The organism is Komarekiella delphini-convector SJRDD-AB1 (assembly GCF_014831675.1).
GTDB lineage: Bacteria > Cyanobacteriota > Cyanobacteriia > Cyanobacteriales > Nostocaceae > Komarekiella.
In genome coordinates, this window is sequence record NZ_VJXY01000001.1 from 342,722 (window position 1) to 368,837 (window position 26,116).

The 26,116-nt window shown below is 40.7% G+C and carries 22 protein-coding genes and 1 pseudogene; 13 read left to right on the forward strand and 10 right to left on the reverse strand.

Annotated elements, in window-relative coordinates; genetic code table 11:
- Window positions 1–120: 120 nt before the first annotated feature.
- The 6 genes from FNW02_RS01520 (at window position 121) to FNW02_RS01545 (ending at window position 7,230) form a co-directional block, all read left to right on the forward strand.
- Window positions 121–1,029, forward strand: coding sequence for a TatD family hydrolase (locus tag FNW02_RS01520; protein ID WP_225225333.1), 909 nt, complete (start codon window positions 121–123; stop codon window positions 1,027–1,029).
- Window positions 1,030–1,184: 155 nt separating this feature from the next.
- Window positions 1,185–2,111 (forward strand): UbiA-like protein EboC, encoded by a 927-nt coding sequence (gene eboC, locus FNW02_RS01525; protein ID WP_225225334.1) that lies wholly within the window; start codon window positions 1,185–1,187, stop codon window positions 2,109–2,111.
- 123 nt (window positions 2,112–2,234) lie between these two features.
- Entirely contained in the window at window positions 2,235–3,458 is a 1,224-nt protein-coding gene (gene eboE / locus FNW02_RS01530; protein WP_191755825.1) for a metabolite traffic protein EboE, read from the forward strand.
- 19 nt (window positions 3,459–3,477) lie between these two features.
- Window positions 3,478–4,851: an alkaline phosphatase family protein gene (locus tag FNW02_RS01535; protein ID WP_191755826.1), complete on the forward strand. Its 1,374-nt coding sequence runs from the start codon at window positions 3,478–3,480 to the stop codon at window positions 4,849–4,851.
- A 155-nt stretch (window positions 4,852–5,006) separates the two neighbouring features.
- On the forward strand, window positions 5,007–5,309 hold the full coding sequence (locus FNW02_RS01540; protein ID WP_191755827.1) for a hypothetical protein: 303 nt from the start codon (window positions 5,007–5,009) through the stop codon (window positions 5,307–5,309).
- Window positions 5,310–5,715: 406 nt separating this feature from the next.
- Window positions 5,716–7,230, forward strand: coding sequence for a catalase (locus FNW02_RS01545; RefSeq protein WP_191755828.1), 1,515 nt, complete (start codon window positions 5,716–5,718; stop codon window positions 7,228–7,230).
- A gap of 122 nt (window positions 7,231–7,352) precedes the next feature.
- Here the strand turns inward: FNW02_RS01545 and FNW02_RS01550 are convergent, their stop codons facing one another.
- Entirely contained in the window at window positions 7,353–7,781 is a 429-nt protein-coding gene (locus FNW02_RS01550; protein ID WP_191755829.1) for a hypothetical protein, read from the reverse strand.
- 356 nt (window positions 7,782–8,137) lie between these two features.
- Between FNW02_RS01550 and psbQ the strand changes: the two genes are divergently transcribed.
- From psbQ to FNW02_RS01575, 5 genes are all read left to right on the forward strand, one after another.
- Window positions 8,138–8,599, forward strand: a complete 462-nt coding sequence (psbQ, locus tag FNW02_RS01555; protein WP_191755830.1) for a photosystem II protein PsbQ — start codon at window positions 8,138–8,140, stop codon at window positions 8,597–8,599.
- Between the two features lie 158 nt (window positions 8,600–8,757).
- Window positions 8,758–9,888, forward strand: a complete 1,131-nt coding sequence (locus FNW02_RS01560) for an NAD(P)/FAD-dependent oxidoreductase (protein ID WP_191755831.1) — start codon at window positions 8,758–8,760, stop codon at window positions 9,886–9,888.
- A 120-nt stretch (window positions 9,889–10,008) separates the two neighbouring features.
- The gene (locus FNW02_RS01565) at window positions 10,009–10,857 is read left to right on the forward strand and encodes an alpha/beta fold hydrolase (RefSeq protein WP_191755832.1); all 849 of its coding nucleotides are present in this window, start codon (window positions 10,009–10,011) and stop codon (window positions 10,855–10,857) included.
- Between the two features lie 232 nt (window positions 10,858–11,089).
- Window positions 11,090–11,674 carry a protoporphyrinogen oxidase HemJ gene (gene hemJ, locus FNW02_RS01570; RefSeq protein WP_191755833.1) on the forward strand — a complete coding sequence of 195 codons (585 nt, stop codon included), beginning with the start codon at window positions 11,090–11,092 and terminating at the stop codon, window positions 11,672–11,674.
- Between the two features lie 1,008 nt (window positions 11,675–12,682).
- Window positions 12,683–13,546 (forward strand): DUF6671 family protein, encoded by an 864-nt coding sequence (locus FNW02_RS01575; RefSeq protein ID WP_191755834.1) that lies wholly within the window; start codon window positions 12,683–12,685, stop codon window positions 13,544–13,546.
- A gap of 540 nt (window positions 13,547–14,086) precedes the next feature.
- On the opposite strand, the gene FNW02_RS01580 is transcribed toward FNW02_RS01575, so the two are convergent.
- From FNW02_RS01580 to FNW02_RS01605, 6 genes and pseudogenes are all read right to left on the reverse strand, one after another.
- The gene (locus FNW02_RS01580; RefSeq protein WP_191755835.1) at window positions 14,087–14,821 is read right to left on the reverse strand and encodes an ATP-binding cassette domain-containing protein; all 735 of its coding nucleotides are present in this window, start codon (window positions 14,819–14,821) and stop codon (window positions 14,087–14,089) included.
- Complete coding sequence (locus FNW02_RS01585; protein ID WP_191755836.1) at window positions 14,814–16,292, reverse strand: ABC transporter permease subunit; 1,479 nt, start codon at window positions 16,290–16,292, stop codon at window positions 14,814–14,816. The genes FNW02_RS01580 and FNW02_RS01585 overlap by 8 nt, the downstream gene beginning before the upstream one ends.
- A 240-nt stretch (window positions 16,293–16,532) precedes the next feature.
- Window positions 16,533–17,183, reverse strand: a complete 651-nt coding sequence (locus tag FNW02_RS01590; protein WP_348535355.1) for a hypothetical protein — start codon at window positions 17,181–17,183, stop codon at window positions 16,533–16,535.
- Window positions 17,184–18,200: 1,017 nt separating this feature from the next.
- The gene (locus tag FNW02_RS01595; protein ID WP_191755838.1) at window positions 18,201–18,602 is read right to left on the reverse strand and encodes a thiol-disulfide oxidoreductase DCC family protein; all 402 of its coding nucleotides are present in this window, start codon (window positions 18,600–18,602) and stop codon (window positions 18,201–18,203) included.
- A gap of 151 nt (window positions 18,603–18,753) precedes the next feature.
- Window positions 18,754–21,126 carry a tetratricopeptide repeat protein gene (locus tag FNW02_RS01600; RefSeq protein WP_191755839.1) on the reverse strand — a complete coding sequence of 791 codons (2,373 nt, stop codon included), beginning with the start codon at window positions 21,124–21,126 and terminating at the stop codon, window positions 18,754–18,756.
- Window positions 21,127–21,299: 173 nt separating this feature from the next.
- Window positions 21,300–21,815: pseudogene (locus FNW02_RS01605) on the reverse strand (STM4504/CBY_0614 family protein); the annotation flags it as partial.
- Window positions 21,816–21,961: 146 nt separating this feature from the next.
- Between FNW02_RS01605 and FNW02_RS01610 the strand changes: the two are divergent.
- Together FNW02_RS01610 and uppS are read left to right on the forward strand one after the other, a co-directional pair.
- Window positions 21,962–22,900 carry a ferritin-like domain-containing protein gene (locus FNW02_RS01610; protein ID WP_191755840.1) on the forward strand — a complete coding sequence of 313 codons (939 nt, stop codon included), beginning with the start codon at window positions 21,962–21,964 and terminating at the stop codon, window positions 22,898–22,900.
- 111 nt (window positions 22,901–23,011) lie between these two features.
- Entirely contained in the window at window positions 23,012–23,788 is a 777-nt protein-coding gene (gene uppS, locus FNW02_RS01615) for a polyprenyl diphosphate synthase (RefSeq protein WP_263627714.1), read from the forward strand.
- Window positions 23,789–23,902: 114 nt separating this feature from the next.
- On the opposite strand, the gene FNW02_RS01620 is transcribed toward uppS, so the two are convergent.
- From FNW02_RS01620 to FNW02_RS01630, 3 genes are all read right to left on the reverse strand, one after another.
- Complete coding sequence (locus tag FNW02_RS01620; protein ID WP_191755842.1) at window positions 23,903–24,589, reverse strand: class I SAM-dependent methyltransferase; 687 nt, start codon at window positions 24,587–24,589, stop codon at window positions 23,903–23,905.
- Window positions 24,586–24,918 carry a low molecular weight protein tyrosine phosphatase family protein gene (locus tag FNW02_RS01625; RefSeq protein WP_191755843.1) on the reverse strand — a complete coding sequence of 111 codons (333 nt, stop codon included), beginning with the start codon at window positions 24,916–24,918 and terminating at the stop codon, window positions 24,586–24,588. The genes FNW02_RS01620 and FNW02_RS01625 overlap by 4 nt, the downstream gene beginning before the upstream one ends.
- 314 nt (window positions 24,919–25,232) lie before the next feature.
- Window positions 25,233–25,835 (reverse strand): hypothetical protein, encoded by a 603-nt coding sequence (locus tag FNW02_RS01630; protein ID WP_191755844.1) that lies wholly within the window; start codon window positions 25,833–25,835, stop codon window positions 25,233–25,235.
- Between the last annotated feature and the right edge of the window lie 281 nt (window positions 25,836–26,116).

Sequence of the window (26,116 nt, forward strand, 5' to 3'; positions counted from 1 at the left end):
AATTTTTCCCAGTCCCTAATCCCCAGTCCCCAGTCCCCAATCCCCATTGCCCCTTATCCCCAGAGGGGGCCCCGAGTTCCCCAATTCCCAATCCCCAATCCCCATTCATAAAACTACATCATGATGTACATCGATCCTCACATTCACATGTGTTCCCGTACTACCTACGATTACCTAGTAATGCGGGAATATGGCATTGTCGCCGTCATTGAACCAGCCTTTTGGTTAGGACAACCCCGAACCAACGCTGGCACATTCAAAGATTACTTCAGCAGTCTTGTAGGATGGGAACGGTTTCGTGCTAGTCAGTTTGGCATTCAACACTACTGCACAATCGGCTTAAACCCAAAAGAAGCTAACAATGAAGCGCTAGCAGCAGAAGTTATAGAACTCCTACCGCTTTATGCTTGTAAAGAGGGAGTTGTTGCCATTGGCGAAATTGGCTATGACGACATGACAGAAGCAGAGGATAAATACTTTTGTCAACAATTAGAATTAGCTAAAGAATTAGATATGCTGGTGCTGATTCATACACCACATCGTAATAAGAAAGAAGGTGCTAGTCGCAGTATGGATCGTTGCATCGAATATGGCTTAGATCCCTCACAAGTAGTTATTGACCACAACAACGAGGAAACCGTAGAGGAAGTACTAGAACGGGGTTTTTGGGCAGCTTTTACAATTTACCCAAAGACGAAAATGGGTAACGCCAGAATGGTGGAAATTGTACGTCAATATGGACGAGAACGCATCATTGTGGATAGTAGTGCTGATTGGGGTATTAGCGATCCTTTAGCAGTCCCGAAAACAGCTCAGTTGATGTTAGAAAGGGGCATTCCTGAAGAACATGTACAAGCAGTTTGTTACGAAAATGCCCTAGCAGCTTATAGTCAAACTGGGCAAATGAAAGCATCAGATTGGCTTAATCCTACATCCGTTGATCAGCGTCAGATGTTTAATGGCAATTCTGTATTACGGGGACAGGAACCAGGAATCAACTCGACTTCAGACTATGTACTGATTGAGTAGAAAATCATATATGCACTACTTTTGTTGTGTGATGAAAATATGAGAGTCTCTTACAAAAATACTTAGTATCTTTGTATCTTGGTGTTTAAAAAATATTGAACCACCAAGGCACAAAGACACGAAGAAAAAGGTTTTGATTGGAAGGAGGTAAACGAATGAATGTTGCAAGCTTTAATCTTCAAAGCTGGCGGGGTTATTTAGAATTGATGCGTCCTGCCAATATTGTTACTGCTTGGGCGGATATTCTTGTTGGCTTTGCTGCTTCTGGCGGGATTATTTTTGATAAATTAATTAGTGGACAGGCAATTGCAACTCTAATTCCATTAGCTTGGTTGTTATTAGCCACAACTGGTTTATATGGTGGCGGTATTGTTTTTAATGATGTTTTCGATGCTGAATTAGATGAGAAAGAGCGACCGAATAGAGCAATTCCTAGTGGCCGCGTGTCTCGTGAAAGTGCTACTTTATTGGGAAGTGTGCTGTTTGTAATCGGCATTGTTGCGGCTTTTCAAGTATCTTGGTTGAGTGGTGCGATCGCTATAATCATAACTTTTTCAGCACTACTATATGACTCACTTGCTAAACATCATCCTTTTTTTGGCCCTTTAAATATGGGTTTGTGTCGTGGTAGTAACTTACTCTTAGGTGTAAGTGCTGTACCAGCAATAGTATGGGAACGTTGGTATTTAGCTTTAATTCCTGTTCTTTACATTGCTGCTATCACTGCAATTAGTCAGGGAGAAGTTCACGGAGGCAAGAAAATTACAGGAGTATTAGCATTACTATTAATTGCTATAGTCTTGACAGCAGTTTTAGCCTTGGGATTGTTAGAAGATTATGCAGTTTTAGCTGCATTACCATTTGCTGTTTTATTAGCTATTCGAGTAGTTCCTAATTTTATCTTAGCTGCACGTGAGCCAGTACCCGACAAAATCCGAACTGCTGTGAAAGTAGGCGTTTTATCTCTAATCATATTGGATGCAACAGTTGCATCTGGTTTTGCTGGTTTGTATTACGGCTTATTAGTTCTACTTTTACTCCCAGTTTCGATGAAATTAGCACAACTATTTGCCGTTACTTGAATCAGATTAAAAGATTAGCCATACAAACTCTAAAAACTCTCTGCGTCTTTGTCTTTAAAAGTTTCCTACGGCGGGAAACCCGCCTACAGAACTTTTCGCTGCGCCTTTGCGTGAGATTTAACTATGAAGATTACAACAAATAGCAACTTTCACCTAACTTACTGCACTAATATTCATCCTGGTGAGAGTTGGTTAGAGGTTTTCGCCAATTTAGAAAAAAATGTTCCCGAATTAAAGTCACGTCTATCGCCTAAAGCACCCTTTGGAATTGGTTTGAGGTTAGCAGATGTAGCCGTAAAACAACTTTTGGAAAGTAATAATTTGGCTCAATTTCAAGCGTGGCTAACTCAACAAGATTTATATGTTTTTACCTTAAATGGATTTCCTTACGGGGGATTTCATCGACAAGTGGTAAAAGACCATGTTTATGCACCAGATTGGTCAACTCAGGAACGACTGAATTACACGTTAAGCTTGATAGAAATTTTAGCAGATCTTCTACCAGAAGGTCTTGATGGTGGAATTTCTACACTACCTTTATCTTATAAACCTTGGTGGAAAAAAGACCAAGCAAGTTGTGAAACAGTTCTGAAAAATAGCTGTTTTAACATAGCATCAGTTGTAGCAGAAATGATTCGTATCCACGAACAAACAGGAAAACTGCTGCATATTGATTTAGAACCTGAGCCTGATGGATTAATTGAAAATACTTCAGAAGTGATTGATTTTTTTCAAAATTGGTTATTACCAATTGCTGGTAACTATTTATCAGAAAAATTAAATATTGAGCAGAATTTGGCAGAAACTAAACTGCTTGAACATGTTCGTATTTGCTATGATACCTGTCATTTTTCAGTTGAATATGAAGAACCAAAGTCTGTGTTTGCTCGTTTACAATCAGCTGGAATTAAGATTGGCAAGATTCAAATCAGTGCAGCGATTAAAGTAAAAATACCTGCTGAGGTTGAGAAGCGTAGCTTGATAGTTGAGCGCCTACGTCCATTTGCTGAATCTACTTATCTTCACCAAGTAATAGAACGTCGCAGTGACGGTACGCTTTATAACTATCCTGATTTAATAAATGCGTTACCACATTTAGAGCAATCTTTAGCTGAAGAATGGCGCACTCACTTCCATGTGCCAATTTTTATTCATGATTATCAAATTTTGCAGTCTACGCAAGACGATATTGCGACTGTTTTACAGTTACTTCAAGCAAATAATGCTTGTCAACATTTAGAAATTGAGACTTACACTTGGGATGTATTGCCATCCGAAATGAAGATAGATTTGCTGACTTCTATTCAGCGGGAATATGAGTGGGTATTATCGGAGCTTGCTGCATAATTAAGAGGAGATTAAGTTTATGCAAAAAACGGTTATTCTAAATGTCGTGGGATTAACGCCTAGTTTACTAGGAGAAAACACGCCGTTTTTATCTTCTTGGGCTGCTAAAGGGCAAGTTGTGAACATCGCACCAGTATTACCTGCTGTGACTTGTTCTGTTCAGGCTACTTATTTAACAGGAAAATTGCCTGATGAACATGGAATTGTTGCTAATGGCTGGTATTTCCGCGATGAGTGTGAAGTGAAGTTTTGGCGACAGTCTAATAAATTAGTGCAAGCTCCTAAAGTTTGGGATATAGCTAAATCCATTGATCCAAACTTTACTTGTGCCAACCTTTTTTGGTGGTACAACATGTATTCTTCAGTAGATTATGCCATTACACCACGCCCAATGTACCCCGCGGATGGCAGAAAATTACCTGATATTTATACTCATCCAGCAGATGTACGATCGCAAATTCAATCTGATTTAGGTCAGTTCCCTCTATTTGACTTTTGGGGCCCAAAAACTTCTATTAGTTCTAGTCAATGGATTGCTAACTCAGCAAAATGGATTGAGGAACGCTACAGCCCGACACTATCACTAGTTTACTTACCACATTTAGATTACTGTCTGCAACGATTTGGTAACGATGAAAAACAGACCCAAACAGATTTGCAAGAAATTGATGCTGTTTGTGGTGATCTAATTGAATATTATCAAGCACGTAATACCCAGGTAATTATTCTTTCTGAATATGGGATTACTCCAGTCTCCAAAGCAGTAGATTTGAACCGTATATTACGGGAAAACGGTTTAATTACTGTGCGGGAAGAATTGGGGCGAGAATTGCTCGATTTTGGTGCTAGTATTGCCTTTGCCGTAGCTGATCATCAAATTGCTCACGTATATGTGAATGATCCAGCTTATATCTCTAAAGTTCGCTCTGTTTTAGAAGCAACTGAAGGCGTAGCGCAGGTATTGGATGAAGAGGGTAAGCAAACCTACCACCTTGGTCATCCTAGATCGGGAGAGTTAATTGCGATCGCTCAATCAGATACTTGGTTTACCTATTATTATTGGCTTGATGATCATAAAGCGCCTGATTTTGCTAGAACTGTAGATATCCACCGTAAACCTGGTTACGATCCTGTAGAACTTTTCCTTGACCCACAGATCAAATTTCCTCAAGGAAAAATTGCTCTCAAATTACTTAAGAAACAACTAGGTTTTCGCTACTTAATGGACGTGATTCCTCTAGATGCTTCCTTAGTACGTGGTTCTCACGGTAACATTACCACTTCACCAGATGAAGGGCCTCTATTTATCACTCATCAAAGTCACCTAGTTGAGACAAACCGAATTGAAGCAACAGATGTTTGCTCATTGATTCTCAGACATTTAAATAAGTGAAATGGAGCAAAAATACCCACTTTAAAGAAGAAGTCAGAATTCAGAATGCTTTGAAGCAGACCTTACGATATTCTCACACAGTATTCCTAATAATTACTGATGTTTAAATATACATCTATAAAGGAAGCTAGAGAAAGTAAGTTCTTTGTGCATTTATGAAATTAATCCAAATACTAAAAGTAATTGTAATTCCTGTTTTGACTGTATTTAGCTTTCTGGGAGCATCAAATATAGCATTAGCTGACTACTTAAAGAGCCAAGGGACAGGAGGTAATTACCGTTATGAATTATGGTCTACTGATGATAACAACTATTACTACTTGAAAATTTGGTTACATGAAGCAAGTTCAAAAAGTGATCCATACTCCACAACTATAAAATTTACCTCTAGTAGAGAAGCTCTAATTTATTTTGATTGCAATTACACTGGTAAAAATTTACCAGAATGTTCTCGATGAAAGTTTTGAAACTCTCTCAAACCATCCTGGAAGTTAGCAGTGATATTTAGGAGCGGCTCTATATAAGGACTTTAACAAAACCATTGGCACAGAATTCAATTATAAATTCTGGCTGATTCCTGAATTCTTTTTTGTTAAAGTGTTTCACCTCAATTATCCTACTATTTAAAAAATATCTGCTACATATTCATTGTAGGGGCGCATAGCTAGCTGTGCGCCCCTACTGCTGCTTGTTCCAAAGATACAAAACAAAATTGTTGCAATTCATAGTCATACCGATTATGATTCATATATAAACTCGGTATGACTACGATTTAGTTAGCTCCAGCTAATGATTATTCGTCTATTTGCTAACTAAAATGTACTCTGGGCAATCTGAGTAACTCAATGGAGAACTTTTTTACCCATGACTGAACCCCAAAAATTGACAACTGCTGACGGTATCCCTATTGCTGATAACCAGAACTCACTCACTGCTGGGCCGCGTGGCCCTGTGTTGATGCAGGATTTCCACCTGATGGAAAAGCTGGCTCATTTCAACAGAGAACGTATACCTGAGCGGGTTGTCCACGCCAAAGGTGCGGCAGCTTTCGGTACTTTTACTGTTACCAACGATATCACTCGCTACAGTAAAGCCAAACTTTTTTCTGAAATTGGCAAAAAAACCGAAGTTCTCCTGCGCTTTTCGACAGTCGGGGGAGAAAAAGGTTCAGCAGATGCCGAGCGTGATCCTAGAGGCTTCGCCATCAAGTTCTATACTGAAGAAGGTAACTGGGATATTACAGGCAACAATACCCCTATTTTCTTCATCCGCGACCCGCTTAAGTTTCCTGATTTTATTCATACCCAAAAGCGTAATCCTCAAACCAATTGCAAAGACCATAATGCAAGGTGGGATTTCTGGTCACTCAGTCCAGAATCGCTCCACCAGGTGACAATCCTGTTTTCTGATCGAGGAATTCCGAAAACTTATCGACACATGGATGGGTTTGGTAGTCACACCTTCAGTTTGATTAATGATCAAGGCGATACTCTTTCAGAGTCACTTCGTGAACGCGTTTGGTGCAAATTTCACTTTAAGACGCTGCAAGGGCATCAAACTTTGACGGAACAAGAATCGGCCAAGCTCAAGGGAGAAGATCCCGATCATGCGACTCATGATTTGTTTGAAGCGATCGCTCAAGGAGACTATCCCAAGTGGCGGATGTGTATTCAGGTGATGAGCGAGGAGCAAGCGGCAAAACATCCAGACAATCCCTTTGATTTGACAAAAGTTTGGAAGCACTCAGACTATCCCTTAATCGAAGTTGGGATACTAGAGCTAAATCGTAACCCTGAAAATTATTTCGCCCAAGTTGAGCAAGCCGCTTTTAGTCCTAGTGCAGTAGTTCCTGGCGTTAGTTTCTCTCCAGACAAAATGCTGCAAGCTCGCATTATGTCTTACCCAGACGCTCAACGGTATCGCCTGGGTGGTAACTATCAGCAACTACCCGTCAACCAGCCCAAATGTCCGGTGATGCATTATCAGCGGGATGGCTTTATGGCTTTGGGAAACAACGGCGGTAGCACTCCTAACTATGAGCCAAATAGTGCTGAGAGTACGCCCAAACAAAATCCAGCTTACGCAGAGCCACCCATGCATCTGGGTGATGTTGCAGCTGATCGTTACGATCATCGTCAAGGAAATGACGATTACACCCAAGCAGGTAATCTCTATCGATTAATGACTCCTGAGCAGCAAGAGCGTCTTGCTCAGAACATTGTCGGCAGTCTTAGTCAGGCAAGGCAGGACATCCAAATGCGTCAACTTTGCCACTTCTTCCGCGCAGACGTTTCCTATGGTCGTCGTGTAGCTGAGGGATTGGGCATTTCAATTGATCCCTCAATGCTTCCCGCTATTGCTCAACCTGTAAGTATCTAGTGCAAGAAGGCAGGGAGAGTGGAGTGAGGAGTAAGGAGTGAGGAGTAAGGATTGAGGAGTCAGTATTTATTCCTGCTCTGCCCTCCTACCTCCTATCTCCTGCCTCCTATCTCCTACTTACTTCAATCACTCGCTTGATTAAACACTTCTAAAATTTGTCGGCAAATCTGTTTTAGCTTTTCCCTAACTTCACTAGAAGGCAAAGATGCGCCGACAAAACTCCAGTTTTCTACCGTAGAAAGTCGCCATGCCTCGCCGCGATGGTCAAATCCAGCTACTTCAACGCCGATCGCACGACGTGAGTCGTTAATGGGATCTTGGTAAAATCGGATTTGAATCAAAATACTGCGACTTCGCCAAGATTTGCTAATACCAGGAAAGTGAAAGCCAATATCTATAGAATCTGGATCAACCAACTCCCTGGTTTCTGGGTCATTTTTCCAGGGTTTGAGATCAGATTTGGCATCAGGGAATTCCAATTTGAACAAGTTAACTACCGTAGCAATCTTGCTGGCGAGTTCAAGGTTGGTTGCCTGTTCAGCTGCGTTCACTAAAAAACACTCCTATATTGGGTCGGCGTCTGGGATGTGAAGACAGAAAAACCGCCAGAAGGCTTACACTCTTGGTGTTTCAGCTTATCAATACCTTTGAGATTTAGCAACTCTAAATCTCATTTTCCTCACAATCATTGTTTACCAACAGATGCAAAAAATTGCTTCTTATTGTGACTGAGTAACACCTATTAAGTAATTGTACTTAAAAATTTCAAAATTGCAGATGAAACTCTGCCGTTTATGGAAAATATGGGATTTTCTACAAAATCCTTTGTTGGCAAGAAGGATAAATTGCGCCAGCGATCTAAAATTACACTGTTAATAGACAAACAAAAAGCAAGTAAATTCAGTGTATGGTGCGTCAACGCTCGATTTTGTCATTCATTCTGGTATTATTGGCCACATTTCTCATTAGTTGTGGCGGCCCAGGTGTTGCAGTAGCACCTCCAACCTACACAGCATCTCAAATTGAGAAAATTCAGACATACGTTCCTAAAATTCAGACTGTGCGCGATCGCTCAGAAGAACTGAAAAAGCTGATCCAAAGAAAAGATTGGATTGACGTGAGTAACTTTATACATGGCCCCATAACAGAAGCAAGGCTGAGTATGACTTATGTCACTCCCAATCTTTTACCCAAAGATCAACCTACAGCACGTCAAGTAACGCGAGATTTATTTAACCACCTGGTTAAAGTCAATCAAGCAGCGCTCGATAGGAACTCTCAACAAGCTTTGAGTAACTCCCAAGCGGCTTTCGCAGATATTGACAAATTCCTCCAGTTGCTTCCTCAGACAACCAGTCAGGTTGAGTAAGGAGTGAGGAGTGAGGAGTGAGGAGTAAGGAGGTAGGAGGGAGGAGTAAGGATTCAAGGGTCAAGGGTCAGTATTTATTACCCTCTGTCTCCTATCTCCTACCCTCCTATCTCCTACCCTCCTATCTCCTACCTCCTACCCATACCCCATAAAAAGTCATGAATGTAGTCATCATTGGTTGTGGCGTAGTTGGGGCTGCGATCGCCTATGAACTGAGTCAAGTTAAAGGAAGCAAAATCACAGTTTTCGACCGACAACCACCCGCCCAAGCCGCCACGGGTGCTGCACTTGGCGTTTTGATGGGTGTGATTAGCCATAAAATCAAGGGTAAGGCTTGGCAGATGCGACAAACTAGCATCCAGCGCTATGAAACCTTGGTTCCAGAACTAGAAGCCATAACCGGCCACAAAATCCCTTTCAACCGCCAGGGAATTCTCAGTCTTTGCTTGGAAGAAGAGAATTTCCCAGCATGGGAAAAACTAGTAGAAATTCGCCATTCTCAAGGCTGGCAGTTGGAAATTTTGGATACTGTTAAACTCAAAAATATCTGTCCTCAAGTCAATAATCCGAAAATTACTGGCGCTGTCTATTCTCCTCAAGACCGCCAACTTGATCCAACTGCTCTTACCTTAGCTTTAGTCAAAGCTGCTCAACACAACGGCGTTACTTTCAAATTTGGCGTGACTGTTTTGGATGCGCCAGCGTCACCCTCTGAGTCTGACTCTGAATTTTGCGAGCAATTAGAGACTACAGAAGGAAAAATATCAGCGGATTGGTTTGTGATAGCATCTGGACTGGGTTCAACGCCATTAACGGCAAACTTGAACCAAATTGTTGATATCCGCCCTGTGCTGGGGCAAGCATTGCAAATACATTTAGGGCATCCATTGGGAAATCCCGACTTTCAGCCAGTAATCACTGGGAATGATGTCCATATTGTGCCTGTTGGCGGTGGAGATTACTGGGTAGGTGCAACAGTGGAGTTTCCTAGCAATGACGATGAGATACCGCCAAATCAACAACTGCTGGAATCTATTAGAGAACAAGCGATCGCTTTTTGCCCAGAGTTAGCAGCAGCAAGTATCATCCGCACTTGGTCAGGGTTACGTCCCCGTCCTGAAGGACGCCCAGCACCCGTTATCGGTAAGCTACCAGGATTTAATAATGTCCTTCTTGCTACTGGACACTATCGCAACGGCGTTTTACTAGCACCCGCCACAGCTCATGCAATTCGTGAGATGATGATTTCTCAGGGGACTGGTGATTGGGGACTGGGGACTGGGGACTAGGAAAGAGTTTTGCCAATGCTCGATGCCAATCCCTTTTATAAAAAATACCTTTTTATCTTTGTGCCTTTCTTTATATGTAAGGCGCGAAACTTTTGCACTCCAAATTCATAGGAAAATAGCGTGTCAATAACAGAACATAAAATCAATGTAGATTCACTGGAATGGTTTTATCGAGAATCTTCACCAATTGGTAGAACTGACTTACTACCTGTATTGTTGCTGCATGGCATAGTATCACAAAGTTACAGTTGGCGTCATATTATACCTGCTTTAGCCAACCAGGGTACAAGAGCGATCGCTCCAGATTGGATTGGTTATGGCTTTTCTGCAAAACCAGAAAAACGAGATTTTGCTTACACTCCCGATGCTTTCATTAAGGCTTTAGAAGGATTTATCAAAGCCTTAGAAATTGAACGTTTTTCTTTAGTTGTGCAAGGATTTTTAGGTTCTGTAGGACTACAATATGCCTTGCGTCACCCGGAACAAATTGCTAACTTAGCTATCTTAAATACACCAATTTCAACTGCTGCCAAATTACCCTGGAAAATTAAACAAATGGGTTTACCTTTAGCTGGTGAAGTGATGACTCAAGACCCACTGTTAGTTGACCGGACGCTAGAAGGTGGTTGCCGTTACCGAATAGAAGATCAGGATTTAGATATTTATCGCAAACCATTTTTGAAAACTTCTGCTTCTGGACGAAGTTTATTAGGAACTATTCGCAATTTGCAACTGGAACCAGCAATGACAGAAATCGAATCTGGTTTTAAAGAATGGCAGCAACCAGTTCTTATTCAATGGGGTATGATTGACCCTTGGTTGCCCGTAGACGTAGCACAAAATTTTGTCGATTCTGTACCGAATACCGAATTAATCAAACTTAATAACGTTGGGCATTATCCTCAAGAACACTACCACGAGGTGATTCTACAAGACCTTTTACCCTTTGTTCGTCGTAAAGATTCCTAATGAGAATAGAAATCTGGCAAAAATCGATATTATAAAAATGAAACCACTGTCTTGGAAAATTCTGAGCGTTGAAAATTGAAACTCAGACTTTTCACTGATAAACACAGATAAAAATCGAGAATTTATCTGTCTTGAAAAGTTTTGCGCCGGGAGACCCGGACGCGCAAACTTTTTGCTGTGTTTATTGGTGTTCATCTGTGGTTAAAAAAATAAGTTAGAGGTTTTGCTAGCAATGGCTTATTCCTGGTATAAAGCATTTCATATTGTCGGATTTGTAGTTTGGTTCGCCGGTTTGTTCTACCTGGTACGTCTTTTCATCTATCACGTTGAAGCTAACCAAGAACCTGAACCAGCACGCACGATACTGAAGAATCAGTATCAAATTATGGAAAAACGCCTCTACAGAATCATCACGACTCCAGGAATGTTTTTGACGGTAGCAATGGCAATCGGTTTATTAAGCACTGAACCGGATGTTTTAAAAGAAGGTTGGTTGCATATCAAACTACTGTTTGTTGCCATTTTAATTGGCTATCATCATTACTGCGCTCGTCTGATGAAGCAGTTAGCAGTAGATGAGTGTCGCTGGAGTGGTCAGCAGTTGCGTGCTTTAAATGAAGCACCTACAGTCATGTTAGTGGTGATTGTATTGCTAGCTGTATTTAAGAACAATCTACCTACAGATATCACCGCCTGGGGCATTTTCGGGTTAATTATTTTTATGGCAGTAACAATTCAACTTTACGCTAAAAAACGCAAGCGAGATAAAGAGAAGGTGATGACACAAATACCACAAGTTCCCCAAGAACAAAGTTAGACAAAATTGCCTGAGATACTTTAAATTAAGAAATTTTAAGAAATAGGTTTGATATCTCAGAGGATGTTTGAAAAGTCCTTAGTGATGTATCAAATATTTTGAGATCCCCCTAAATCCACGCCACTTGCTACAAGTCGGGAAACCCGACGACAGTCGCCTCAAGTCGGGAAACCCGCCCACGGCGCTGTCTCCCCAACACAGTGGCTCCCCTTTGCAAGGGGGACTTTGAATCAAATTCCCCTCTTCTCAAGGCTACGGTGTACACACAAATCTTCTAGAGTTGTCCCACAGGCTTTTGATCCCCCCAACCCCCCTTAAAAAGGGGGGCAAAAACCTCTCAAAGTCCTCCTTTTTAAGGAGGATTTAGGAGGATCTACAACGATTTTAGTTTTGTACAGAGATGTGTGTACACTGTAGCCTTGCAAACAGGGTCAAAAACCTCTCAAAGTCCTCCTTTTTAAGGAGGATTTAGGAGGATCTACAACGATTTTGGTTTTGTACAGAGATGTGTGTACACCGTAGCTTCTCAAGGGGAGCCAGCGCGGTCTTCTCTACTTTGAGGCTGCGCCAAGGGGGTGGCTCCCCATGAGCGACTAGCGTGGGTTAGGGGGGAGCAACAAGTGCAAAGATACAGCCAACCACTTTTCAAACAACCTCTCAGGCGTAAATATTTCAGCTACAGTGGTTTGCAAGTAGGTGAGGTACATAACCAACATTTCAAAGCCAGATATTTAGGACTTAGGCATTGACACGAAAGACGAAATATGGAAATTGAAAAAACCACATCTGTCGTAGGGTAACAGCATTGCTGTGCCCTTACAGCGTGGGTCTATTTACCATCAAAGAATTATTAATAAAAACCTGAAACAATGTATTTACGTGAATACACAACATGATTATTTTGTACAGTGCGTAAGTTCTAATATTGAAAAATGTTTTACTCCTGGCTTCTGAATTCTGCTATGGAACCTACCTTTATTTGCTTGCAATAGCGAAGAAGGTAAACTAATGATGCAAAACCAATTATTTAATAATCGAGTGGGCATACTAGCTACAATGCATCAAAAAGAGAAAGTAATTGCCCCACTGTTGCAACAGGAATTAGGAATTAAAGTTATAGTACCGTCAAATTTTAATACTGACATTTTTGGAACATTCACTAGAGAGGTGAAACGTTCTGGTACTCAAATCGCAGCAGCAAGATTAAAAGCTGAAAAAGCATTGGATATTACAGGAGAAACTTTGGCGATCGCAAGCGAAGGTAGTTTTGTACCTCATCCAAGCTTACCTTTTATCTACTCTAACAGAGAAATTGTCATTTTATTAGATAAAGAAAATGATTTAGAGATTATTGGCGAGGAATTTTCTCTAGAAACTAATTTCAATTATCAGGTAGTGAGCAACTTTGAAGAAGCAAAGCATTTTGCTATAAAAGTTGGTTTTCCTGAACACGGACTAGTTACTAAGTTTGAGCTATCAGCCACAAATGATATCAAGATTATCAAAGGTATTACTACAGAAGAAAAACTTTTAGAAACTGTTAATTTTGCTTTGAATAATTCACTAGATGGTCAAATACATATCGAAACAGATATGCGGGCACTTTATAATCCCACGCGGATGAAAAATATAAATAAAGCTACCCATGACTTGGTAAGAAAAGTTAACAGCCATTGCCCAAACTGTTCTGCACCTGGTTTTTCAATAACTGAAAGCATTAAAGGATTGCCCTGTGCAATTTGTTATATGCCTACTTCTTTAACTCGTGCGGTAATTTACCAATGTAAAAAATGTGGTTTTAGTCAAGAAAACTTATTTATTGATGGTAACGAGTTCGCTGATCCGTCCCAATGTCCTTACTGTAATCCATAGGCTTTCAAGTGAACGCTAAATATTTAGATAAAACCCCCCCCTGTTAGGTAAAAACATGAGGGGAGCTAGAGTTAAAGTCCGGTAGGGTAATCGGGCTATCTAAGTATTTAATATTTATGCCTTCTTTCTTTGCTCCTCCTGAGGGCAGATAAAAATTTTATTGAAATTATGTGTTGGTATCTTTTGAAAAAATCCCCCTTTTCTAGGCAGTAAAGGGGGATGTAGGGTTAAAGTTATTCAGGTGATCGGAATATATATTTTTATAATTTATGATGTTTAAATTTATTCCTTCATTAGATAGAGAAATTTATTATCAAAATTCTCAAGCATGTATCCTTTAGTACAGAAAGTGAATATTACCCAAAATTAAATTTTAGTAATCAATAAAAAAGCTCTCTTGTGGTTAACCAGCAAGAGAGCAGCAATATGGTTATGGTGTGAGGAGCAAACTGAATATTTGCTTTCGTTTATAACCTAACAAGTGAATGTGGCATGTTTGTAACAATTGTATGAACATCATGCGATCGCTTTATCCCTAAACTAGAGCATTTTTTCTAAAAATTGCTTGGCGCGATCGCACTTAGGACTCTGAAAAAACTCGCTAGGTGTGGTATCCTCTGCTAAACTTCCTTGATCAAGAAACATAATCCGGCTAGCAACTTCTCTAGCAAAGCCCATTTCGTGAGTGACAATTGCCATTGTAATTCCCGTTATCGCCAAAGCTTTCATCACTTCCAGCACATCTTTGACCATTTCTGGATCTAAAGCAGAGGTGGGTTCATCAAACAAAATCATTTCTGGTTCCATTGCCAACGCGCGAGCGATCGCAACGCGTTGTTTCTGTCCGCCGGATAATTTGGATGGGTAAACATCGGCTTTTGGCTCTAAACCTACTTTACCGAGCAATTCTAAACCCTTCTGTTGCGCTTGCTGTTTATTAACCCCTTTGACCTTAATGGGTGCATAGGTGACATTTTGCAGCACTGTCATGTGAGGAAACAAATTAAAGTGTTGAAACACCATCACCAAACGTTGGCGAATCTTGCCGATATTTATTTTAGAATTAGTAATTTCTTGCTCGTGAAAGTAGACTCGTCCTCTGGTGGGGTATTCTAGCAAGTTCATGCATCGCAAAAAAGTAGACTTACCCGAACCAGAAGGGCCTAGGATAGCAACTACTTCTCCCTGGTAAATCTCTGTAGAAATATCTTTGAGTACATCGAGTTTGCCAAAAGATTTACACAAGAACTCTGTGCGAATTACGGCATTACTCACTTTGTCTTAACCTCTTTTCTAAAGCGGATGCGCCAAAAGTCAAACCCATCACCAGAACATAGTAAATTAACCCGGCAAACAGCAGGGGTTCAAAATAAATATACTTATTTGCACCCACAATTTGGGCACTGCGTAAGATTTCCACCACACCAATTGTTGACACCAGCGCAGAATCTTTCAAGAGTCCGATAGTTTCATTCACCAACGCAGGAAGAATGTTCTTCAATGCTTGAGGCAAAATCACATCCCACATCATCAACCAATAGGGTACACCCATAGACAGCGCCGCTTCACTCTGTCCTTTATCTACCGCCTGAATCCCACCTCGAATAGTTTCCGACATATATGCGCCTGAGTTGAGGGTAAAAGTTAGTACCCCTGCCTCCAATGCTGAAATATCATAGCCTGTGAGTTGAGGTGTGGCGTAGTAAACTAAAGCCAACTGTAACAGCAGAGGTGTGCCTCGAAATACAGAGGTATAAGCGTTAGCAAGCCAAGTAAGCGGCTTGATACCAGTAATTTTTAATAGTGAGAGAACTGTCCCCCAAATTAACCCTAAAGATACAGACAATAGCGTAAACAACAAAGTTAAAGGGATTCCCTGAAGAATAAAGGGAATATCTGGAAGGATTCTTCTGAAGTCTAGATTTAGTCCACTTTTAGTTGAGGATGCCGTATCAACAGTAGTTTTTTGCGAAAACCACTTAGTTGCGAGTTTTGCTAATTCGCCTTTATCCTTCATTTGTTGAAGGACTTTGTTAAACGGTTCAACCAGAGAGGAACCTTTAGGAAAAGCGATCGCCGATCCGCTAGCTTCCTCTGAAGGAATAACGTTAAACTCTAAATCTGGGTTGGCTTGGGCGAATCCCTTAGCAACGGTATCTTCAACAATTGCTGCATCAATTCGCCCAGATTTGATTTCTTGAACTACTTCTGGTACTTTGTTGAGTTGTTTTAGCTGAATACCCGCAACTTTTTGGGCAATTTTTTGAGCATTTTGCTCTTGGATAGTCCCTAGTTGTACTCCAACCTTTTTCCCTGATAAATCTTTTGGCTGCTTCAGGTTACTATTTTTAGGAGCGACAATTGTATCTTTTGCTTCGTAATAAATAATCGAGAAATCAACATTTTTTTGACGTTCTGGCGTCGGAGTCATCCCAGCCATCACAAAATCAGCCCGATTTGCTTGGAGTGCAGGAATTAAACCATTAAAATCGGATTCCATCACCTTGAGTTTGAAACCAAGTTCTTTGGCAAGGGTATTAGCAATATCAATATCAAAGCCAACAATTTGGCGATCGCCCCCTTTTGTGTCATAAAACTCATAAGGTGGGTAATCTGGTGAGGTAATTAACGTCAGCGTGTCTTTGCCAATAGATGAAACTGCTTGTAAGGGATTGCTATGGCCCGCGATGCTGATTACCAGCATCACTGCAAACATCGTCAATAGCCATGCTTTTCTGTTCTTCATAGGCTTGCTGATTATATAAATACACCCTGATATGAGCAGAATATCAGGCAATTATATAACTGTACCTTTTGAATAAACAGTAGAGACGTTGCAATGCAACGTCTCTACGATATAATCGGTTTTTTTGCTTGAATACTGAATCGGTGTTCTAGTGGCAGAAAACGCATTCAGCACTATGTTTGGTTATCTTTAAGACCGCGATCGCTTACTTGCACAAATATCTACATTTACTAAAATACCTTAAGTAAATTCTGAATTTTTATTAATAATCAAATGCTGGACTTGCTCGTAACAACAATCAATAAAATAACTAAACCAAGTAACTATTCCTAGAAATTTTGAGCCTTCTTCGATTGTGGAATGTAAAAACATTTTTTCTGGGGTAGCAACATCAACAATAGTTGATATCACAAAAAAGAAAAGTGATAGAAGCAAAATTGTATAATTAGTCTTTTGAAATAGCGATTTAAATTTTAACAAATAAATTAAGATTATAATAGCATACATAGCAAAGAAAATTGATTCAAAAAGGTTTTTAATAGGACTAGGATTAGTAAAAGTACTCAAATCTATAAAAGAGCGATAATAATATTCATGAATTTGAAATAAGTCATCCAAAAGAACAATCAGTGTAATGCAACCTGAAAATAGTAAAAATCTCGACCATTTTTTAGATTTTAATCCACCCTTTTTTTGTAAAAGGAAGGAACTAAATATAGAAGTTGCTGCTGACGCACACCAAAACAATATACCAAGCATAGAAATCATGCCTGTGTAAGGAGGTAATTTCCCCATTTCGTTAGGATCTACAACTAATACATAGAATGGAATGCCTTGAATTTTAACTATAATTTGCGTCACTATAAGAAAAATTGTTGTCGGCAAAACCACTCTAACCACGATTGCAGGTAGATTTTTAAATAACCGAGAGTTGAACGAATTTGATTGCATGTCCATTTTATAGTCATTCCTTAAATAAAAATTCGCGCTCTTAAAAAACAGAGGCGCATATAAATTTGCAATTTTTACCTGTAATGCATTGCGACATTAAAGGCATAAGTGCCATGCCAGATGAAGTATGCATCTGATAAGCGCTTTAGAACCATATACATTGACTTTGCCAAAGTGCCTAATCTATATGGGTATTAAAGTTAAGTAAAGATTAAGCTACTGCTAAGAATATCTTAAACTAAAAAGTCACTGAAGTTTTTTTACTTACAAAGTTTTTAAATAAAAAAGTCTACCCACTCTTTTATGTAGTTTTTTGTACATGAAGGATAAGTAATAAGACGTGGGACATTAGCCTGCATCTAGCACTCCGCTACGCCGCTCAATCTTCCCCAGTTGTTGGATTTGTCGTAGAGGTTAAAAAGAGCATGACAAATTTACCCAAGTAATCCTTCGGCGTAAACATCACCTGCTGTTGGCGACTCTAAAGTATAAAAACGTAAGTGTTATTAAGCATCAAAAAGTCAACATAATTCGTAATTGATAATGATGCTCAAGATCTCGCTACCGCTACGAAGCGCGTAATTCGTAGTTATAATCAGCTTAGGCTTGAACCCACCACTCTCTTACAAAGTTAAGCCAGTTGCTTGGGCGGGTTAAGAGACTTGTGAATTAGCGTAGCGGTAGCGACGCAGGAGATCACTGGCGTCAGAGAGCGCCGGCTTCCGGCGCTCTTACTTTGCGCTAATTGAAGACCACAAAGCCATGCAGATTTGGTGGGGGCTATGACACGAAGTAATTACGAATGACGCGCTTGGCAGCTCTCTTCGACGCAGGAGCATCCAGAGCGAATTAGTAATTATTTGGTCACTTTTCAAAACAAGACTTCATTGCCTCAATCCTCTAGCTGTTTTTTATGGGCTACAACCCGCTACGCTTACAGCATTCAGCACTACTGAACTACTTACAGTTACCATCTACACAGTATGCTGATTGATAGGTACTAGGACGCTTACCAAAAATTGTATAACGATTGTCGCGGACTTGTTCGTAGAAGCGATCGCCTACCCACTTAACTCCAGGTAAAGCTCGATAAGCATCTACAAATATACTTCCTAGTGGTAATAACCGCCCAATTTCTTCAGCAGCGTCACTACCTTGCCAACGTCTTTGAGGCACATTGCCATCAATTAAAATCATGCCTTGTTCGCAATCTTGGGCTGTGATTCCCCACCGTGAAAGTGTTTCTTCCTCTTGCATAGGGGCGTAGCGAAACAGCTTTCCTTGGTCTAGGGTTTCTAACAATTGCACTAAAGTAACGCAGAGATGACAATTTCCGTCGTAGATCACGTAGTAATTCATTTTTCCTGTTGTATCACTACATCTAGTGTAATTATTTTACATGTAATCTGCTGTGCAGCAATGCAGTGCCCCTACACCTGACGATGTAATGTTGTACTGCATCTGAATGAGAACCGCTATAAATATAATTTAGGATATAAGTCTGGAGCTTTTAATCACAGGTAGTTGTTAAAATCTTTTCCACTTGTTTAGGAGCTTTCATCTCAGCAAATAGCTGAATTGCTCGGTTAAAGTTTACTTTACTTTCATCAGTCTTTATCATTTTGGAATAAGTTAAACCTAATTTAAAATAAGCCTCAGCTAAGTCACATTTAGCACCTATTTTATCCAAAAGTTCAATCGCTTCTTGATGATTGGTAAGGGCTAACTTAAAATTACTTTGTTGGCGATGGATTTCTGCTAAGCCATTAAGTGTTTTTGCTTTTACCTGCATGTAATGACTCTCCTCAGCAAAAGTCAAAGCTTTGCAGAACATTTCATTTGCCTTGGCGAAATCTCCTAAATTGACGTATGTTTGACCTAAAATCTGAATAAAATAGGCAAATCTTCCGGTTTGTTCTGCTTTTTCATTCGTGATAGCATGATAAGCCACATCTGCTAGTGAGTAGGAAGCATCACACAAACCTAAATAGGAATTTACCAAAGCTAAACATACCGAAGCTTTTTCTGCCCAGCGATGATGATCAGTATTTTGAGCTAGGTAAATGACTTGTTGAAATAACTTTGCAGATGCCTCTAATTCCCACAAATCTATTTTGTAAAGACCAATGCTCAATAGAGAATCTACTTCTAGCATTCTGAGATAGTAGACTGTATGTTTATTTTCTGGCTGAGGTACGAGTGATTTGAGTGCTTGCGTTGCTAGGGTAATAGTTTTTTCCTGACAGGCGATCGCCTGATTAATTTTACCAGTTATCCAATACATATCACCTAAAATATTGTACAATTCAATTAAATGTTGCTCATCTTGAATATTGCTAATAATTTGATTAATCGCAGTCAGTATAGGCTGAATTAAACCCATACGATATAGCGTACTACCAAGAGTTAAAAACTGTCGCCATTGATTATTTCTACTTTTGAGAATAACTTTGCCTGCTAACTCAAATTCATTAATCTCTACATAGTGATAATAGGCTTCTAAAGCTTGTAAAGCATCTTTAAATATGGCAATTTTTTCAACACTAGCTGTCCAAAACTCTGCGGCTTTGTGGTTGGTAATTTCCCACTCATGGCTATTACGTAAGCGAGCGATCGCCTCGGCTCGAATCACCGGATGCAACCAGTATTCGCCTTTACGGCACTCTACCAAAGAACGATTTTTCAGAGAGGTAATGATTTGGCGATGCTCAGAAGATGGGACATCCCAAAGTAAACAGAACAGCCCTTGAGATGGAATAGTGGGTACGTCTTGGTAACGATAACATCCCAATCGGCAAAGCAAGCGATATGCTTGCAAATCGAGAGCTTGCAGACGGTTAATTTGACTAACAACTAAATTTTTTAAGTCGGTTGCTGCTAACGGATCAGCATTATTTTCTCGCCAATAGGCAGCCATATCACCCTCAAAATCCTCTTGAATCGAACCGCAGAGAATGCCCATTGCTTTAGCATTGCCTCCATAGGTGCGATGCATAGTTTGTATAGTTGGCTGGTCGATGGGTATTCCACGGTTAATAAAAAACTGTTGCCATGCAATTTGATTCAAGCCAGGAAGCCGATAGTGTTCAACATTTACCGCCGATTCACAGAGGCGATCGCGACTTGTAATTAGAGTTACAGACTGCACCCTTGCATCAGCCAAAACCCGCAATAATTCTACATAGCTGCGATGAGGAGAAATCAAGCGTCCTTGCTGATCTAACGCTGGTTCTAGGTTGTCAATTAACACCCCAATGCGCCGGGTGTGGAGTTGGCGCTTCAGTCGTCCCAGTGTAACCCCAAATTCTACTCCAGGTTCTTCCTGAAAGTCCTGTTTTAGCCATTCTTCTACTACACGTTCCGCAGATGTAATATTCTGAGTTTCCTTCGCCATCAGTAATTCTAAAACCAACTCAAATTCCTGATGAAGATATTGCTGAGCTAAGGTAGTTTTGCCTAAACCTCCCTCCCCTTGAATGACAATCACCTTAGACCCTTGATTTACCAAAGTATTGAGGTGAGCGATCGCTTCTTTGCGTCCAATAAAATTAGCGTCTTCTGACTCTGGAGGGAGGTTGTGAGGCGATCGCGAGTAATCAAGCTTGCTTGATATTACACTTGTTTTCCTTAAACACCGCTCTAAAGTGCTTCGACAATTACTTTTGGTAATCTTCTCCCGCAGAGCTTTAGAAAGCAACTTCCACAACTGCGAGCCAACATCCTTGGCGTGTCCTTCAGTACAACCGTAACAATTGGCGATATCTAAGTATTTTCTACCCAACCAAACTTGCTGAAGAATAACTTTTTGCAGATCGCTCAACCGTTCCCCGGTCTGAGCAGGAATTATGGTGTCTAACCATGCTAATGCTGCTTCAGCGTTCATTGCGTAACGACAAGGGTAGTTTATTTCAAATTTTAGAGTCAACTATAGTTACTCTACAGTTCCCCTCGCAATTTTTCGGATAATTTTCTGTGAATCCGACTTTTTTCCCGACTTTTACAAACTTCATTGAAAATTCAGTTTGGGGAATTACCAGAATAAGGTGAGCATTAACTTTAAGGAAGTGCTTTTTCAGCTTCTAACAAAAACAGAATTGTACTGGCAGTCATGTGAAGCTGATAAGCAGCAAAGTACTGTGGTACGTTAATCTGCTGAGAACCTTGACCATGCCCTCCATTTTTATTTCTTACAGCAGGAACTCCACTTTCAAGATTTTGCTTAAGCGAAGTAAATTGAGTCTGTAAGTAAGAAGGAATCAGGTTATTCTGAAAGCAAACATCAATAAGTTTTTTCGCCCCATCTGTAGGTTGATAAATCCAGCCTTGCGTATTGCAAATAATTTTCATAGTACTCTCGAAGGCTTTGAGACAATCAACAAGACATTCTTTGTAGCGCCCATGTCTGTGATGTTCGTGTGCTTGCAAAAATTCCTCGTTTGCTCCCTGAAATCTAGGATCACTAAGTAAATGTAAAACTGGCTTGACCACCTCAGCATGGATAATCTGAGAATCGACTCTTATAATTTCTCCTGACTCATGCTGATAGCCTACTCCGTGTTCTCTAAATCTAAAACAAATTTTTGACGTGAAAATACATACATTTTTCAACAGACTTTTCCAACTACATCATATAAAACTGCCGACTTCAGCCGACTGACAAAAGAAAGTGCGATCGCTTAGGCTATTGGACACAGAGGTAAAAATTAATGTAAAAAAATATGCTTAAGACCCTTAGCCAATCTACAGAAGATTTGGCTGCTCAAAACTATACTCAAGCTGATTATTTTCATATCCAGCGCCGCGTTCATTCTCTGATCAATAGTTATCTTACGGCTGGAAAACTACACGATCGCTTGCGGGATTTACAGTTACAGTTGCAAAATCCTCAATCGCGTCCTTGGAAACCTATTGATTGGCAGACAATTAATCGTGACCAAATTATTGGTATTGACCCAAAAATATTTTTGTCCATTCTTATAGGTGCAATGGATACAGAAGCTCCTATCCGAGGTTATACCCAAACCAGTCGGCAGTATTTGGAAAAATTGCATCCTCAAATGGCTCGCTTTGTTGGAGGAACAGTCGATGAAAATGACGAACTACTAGAGCTAGGTTTGTGGGAAAAGGAGGAGCGTCAGCACACACCTGCATTAATCAAGATCTACATGCAACTAACAGGTGAGAAAATTACCCCAAAACTTCGCACTGTTAGAGGCTATCTGCCTTCTAATGACCCCAACGAAGACTTATATCGCCACGGCTTACACCGCGTTGCTACTGAATACGGTGCTACTTGTCTCTATCTGTGGCTGATGGCTCATACCACTGGCGCACTCCAGGATGTTCTAGAAGAACTGGCTCAAGACGAAATTAACCACATGACGAAATTCTGGGGGTTTGGGGTTTGGGCTTTTCCTGATACCTCCCTGATGCGAATTGGACGCACGCTAATCAAAACGCGATCGCATAACTACAAGCGCAACAACCTGCTGCGTACCCTACGCCGCATGATGGAGACACTCAACTGGAATTCCTGGACTTTGAGCAACAAGACAACTCTCATCTTCACCTTCATCTATGCAATGCGTCGTCTGTGGGTTTGGAACAAAAGCCTAACACCAGAGTATTTGGACGATTTGTTTGGAATTAATCATTAAACTCTCTGTGCCTTTGCGTGACGGACACTTTCTTCACCTGACGGAGGCGCTACGCGAACAACGAGGGGAACCCCCGCACGGAAGTGTCCTCCTCTGCGTGAACTTTTCATACTGTTACTTAGCAACGCCCAAAATCCGATGAATTCAACATTACCCACCGATTTAAACCCTCAACACTTACCCCAACATGTAGCTGTCATCATGGATGGCAATGGTCGATGGGCGACCAGTCGAGGACTACCGCGCATTGCTGGACATCGCCAAGGGGCAAAGACGCTCAAAGAACTGTTACGATGCTGCAAGGATTGGGGAATCAAAGCGTTGACAGCCTACGCTTTCTCCACTGAGAATTGGCAACGACCAACTGAAGAGGTGGATTTTCTGATGCTTTTGTTTGAACGACTGCTGCGCCGCGAGTTAGCCCAAATGCATCGGGAAAGGGTGCGAATTTCGTTTATTGGGGATTTGTCAGCTCTACCCAAGTCTTTACAGGCAGAAATACAGCGTTCGATGACAGAGACATTAAACAATCAAGCAATTCACTTTACTGTTGCAGTTAACTACGGTAGTCGCAACGAAATTATAAGAGCCTGTCGTCAGGTAGCTGAACTAGTGCAACGCGGAGAACTCACAGCCGAAGAGGTAAATGAAAGTCTTGTGGAACAACACCTTTACACGGTGAATACCCCAGAGCCAGATCTGCTAATTCGCACTAGTGGAGAGATGCGGTTGAGCAATTTTCTGCTGTGGCAAATAGCGTATACAGAGATGTATTTTACTGATATTCTTTGGCCGGATTTTGACAGAGCAGCGTTTCATCAAGCATTGTTGAGTTACCAAGGACGCGATCGCCGTTTCGGTCAAGTTAAAGCTTCACTGTCAGCTTAAGTTTAGTTTGACTAAATCTTATACGGCAGCTTTCACAATAATTTTTTTATGCTGCTGATTGCACTCATATAATAAATGGAAAAAGCGGAAACCGTCTTGACGCCAACCTATTTATTACAGATGATTTGGTCGATGTCCCCCAAACACAGCAAAGCTAAAATTTTTGTACCAGCAATCCACATCTTCAAAACCTGCGGCTTCTAGCCAACTTAGTTGAATATCCAGGGTTGCCATGCGATCGTATTCCATACGTTTTTGTGCAGCTTTAAGATCTTCCTCTGAGATACCCAAAGCGCGGACAGAATCCAGCCAGCTTTGACGATAGAGTTTTTCTAGATTAGGAGTTTTGCCCAAAACTTGATCAGCGTTGACAAACATCCCTCCCGGATTGAGGACATTGTAAATCCGCTGAGCAAGACGTTCTTTATCAGCATTAGACAAATGGTGAATCGATAAGGCAGAAATTACAAGGTCATAAGAACCACCCAAATCAGCCTTAACGTAGTTACCAATCAAGATTTTGGGAGATTTACCCATTTTGCTAAATCGAGACTTAGCTTTCTCCAACATCTCAACAGCTAAGTCTACCAAGGTGAACTCTGCATTGGGAAATATTGCCTGAACCATACCTGAGAAAAGTCCAGTACCAGCGCCCAAATCTAAAACCTTCAGCGGTGCATTGCGATCGCCTGGTATGATTTCAACAGCCGTTTTGTAAAAGTCATCAAAACACGGAATTAGAGTACGACGCAGATTGTCGTAATCTGCTGCGGCAGTATTAAAAGCTTCTTGAATATTCATGTTTTAAGTTTTAATAGAGGTAGTACCTTCTGCTTTAATAAGTCAATTAAAGCTGGTTCCATAAATTCATATTCATCTGGTATATCCAAACATATAATTCTTTTGTTTTTTAGAAAGGGCTGAAAATTTTTTGATAGCTTGCTTTTATGTGATTTTTCCATCACAAAAATAATATCAGCCCATTCAATGACTTCTGTGGATATTTGTACTTCGGCATAGGGATCTAAACCTGCTGAGTCTGCCTCAAGTCCTTCATATTCAGAAAACACAGCCTCAGCGGTGGGACTTCGCAATTTATTCCGGCTACAGATAAATAAGAGCTTTTTCATTGATTAGTAAAAATTTGGCGTTGCTAAGTATAAGTATGAATTAGCCTTACTCAAAGAGAAGTTTTAAGCGGCGGAAGCCGCCTGCCGTAGGATGCCCGTTCGCCTTGGTCTCCTTTATGAGAAGGGCTGTAGGGCGAACGGTTGGCTCAGAGACTAAGAGTTTGAGATATAGAATTTTTGAATTTCATACTCATATTCAGCAACACCCAATTATGCTACGCCGTAATTAGACATTCAGAGGGTATTAATGGGGAAAAACTTCTTGTCGAGTCAAACCCAAGCAAGAAGAGTTTCCCAGATTACACTAGAGCCTACTACTTGATAATCTCTAGAGAACCACTGGTTGACGAACTGAGACTACCATAGCTAGTGAGATTTGCAATCAAGTTTGTACCATCTAAGGTAACGCTGCCCGAAACCTGTGCATCACGAGAGGAACCACTAGAGCGATAACTTGATGTGTAGCCAGGCCCTTGATTGCGGCTACTGTATTTGCCACGGTAGGTATCACCTGTACCCGTCCAGTTCAAATTTACTGTTGCAGTCTTGGTAGTCCCTAACGAGTAATCGTAGACTGGAAAGGTGGCATTCAAAGCAGCTGAGTTGAGCTTGCTACTCGTGAAAATAACGTTTTCACTAAAGCCACTACCATACACCTGTGTTCCAGTGCAGTAATCATAGCTTGAATAGTAGAAGTAAACCCCTGTCTGGGAAGTAGGAGCGCCAGGCCCGCTTTTAGTAACATTCTCAAAAGCAGAAACATAAACGTCGGTATAGCTGCAATTATCAGATTGGTAAAAAGAGGCAGAAGCATTCTGTCCCTTGAATTGGTATTTAGTAGCGCTAGCAGCTAGGACTGGAACAGTAGTTAGACTGACTAGTGCCAAAGCGGTTGCAATTGCTGTTGCAGTTTTCATGACTTTTTCTCCATTGGTGTTTGTTTTTCGCAACATTTGGACTTATGCACAGCACAAATTGACATTCCATGAGTAATGGAACTCTCTAGTTTGAGACTAATAAGATCATCTTCAAGCATTTATTTACTTGCACAAGCAAGCGAATAATCAAACATTAATGCTTGAAAATTGCTGCATTATTCTTAAGTATTTGTAATACTCTGTAAGCCCAAAAGATGTTTTTTAAGGGAATAAATTTGATGTTAGAGATGTGCTTACTATTCAAGTTTCTAGCACAACAT

Coding starts and splice junctions, on each gene's coding strand:
- FNW02_RS01545 (WP_191755828.1), top strand. CDS start 5,716: ATGACTGAACCCCAAAAATTGACAACTGCTGACGGTATCCCTATTGCT.
- FNW02_RS01520 (WP_225225333.1), top strand. CDS start 121: ATGATGTACATCGATCCTCACATTCACATGTGTTCCCGTACTACCTAC.
- FNW02_RS01620 (WP_191755842.1), bottom strand. CDS start 24,589: ATGAATATTCAAGAAGCTTTTAATACTGCCGCAGCAGATTACGACAAT.
- FNW02_RS01610 (WP_191755840.1), top strand. CDS start 21,962: ATGCTTAAGACCCTTAGCCAATCTACAGAAGATTTGGCTGCTCAAAAC.
- FNW02_RS01595 (WP_191755838.1), bottom strand. CDS start 18,602: ATGAATTACTACGTGATCTACGACGGAAATTGTCATCTCTGCGTTACT.
- psbQ (WP_191755830.1), top strand. CDS start 8,138: ATGGTGCGTCAACGCTCGATTTTGTCATTCATTCTGGTATTATTGGCC.
- hemJ (WP_191755833.1), top strand. CDS start 11,090: ATGGCTTATTCCTGGTATAAAGCATTTCATATTGTCGGATTTGTAGTT.
- FNW02_RS01630 (WP_191755844.1), bottom strand. CDS start 25,835: ATGAAAACTGCAACAGCAATTGCAACCGCTTTGGCACTAGTCAGTCTA.
- FNW02_RS01535 (WP_191755826.1), top strand. CDS start 3,478: ATGCAAAAAACGGTTATTCTAAATGTCGTGGGATTAACGCCTAGTTTA.
- FNW02_RS01540 (WP_191755827.1), top strand. CDS start 5,007: ATGAAATTAATCCAAATACTAAAAGTAATTGTAATTCCTGTTTTGACT.
- eboE (WP_191755825.1), top strand. CDS start 2,235: ATGAAGATTACAACAAATAGCAACTTTCACCTAACTTACTGCACTAAT.
- FNW02_RS01600 (WP_191755839.1), bottom strand. CDS start 21,126: ATGAACGCTGAAGCAGCATTAGCATGGTTAGACACCATAATTCCTGCT.
- FNW02_RS01575 (WP_191755834.1), top strand. CDS start 12,683: ATGATGCAAAACCAATTATTTAATAATCGAGTGGGCATACTAGCTACA.
- FNW02_RS01560 (WP_191755831.1), top strand. CDS start 8,758: ATGAATGTAGTCATCATTGGTTGTGGCGTAGTTGGGGCTGCGATCGCC.
- FNW02_RS01585 (WP_191755836.1), bottom strand. CDS start 16,292: ATGAAGAACAGAAAAGCATGGCTATTGACGATGTTTGCAGTGATGCTG.
- FNW02_RS01625 (WP_191755843.1), bottom strand. CDS start 24,918: ATGAAAAAGCTCTTATTTATCTGTAGCCGGAATAAATTGCGAAGTCCC.
- eboC (WP_225225334.1), top strand. CDS start 1,185: ATGAATGTTGCAAGCTTTAATCTTCAAAGCTGGCGGGGTTATTTAGAA.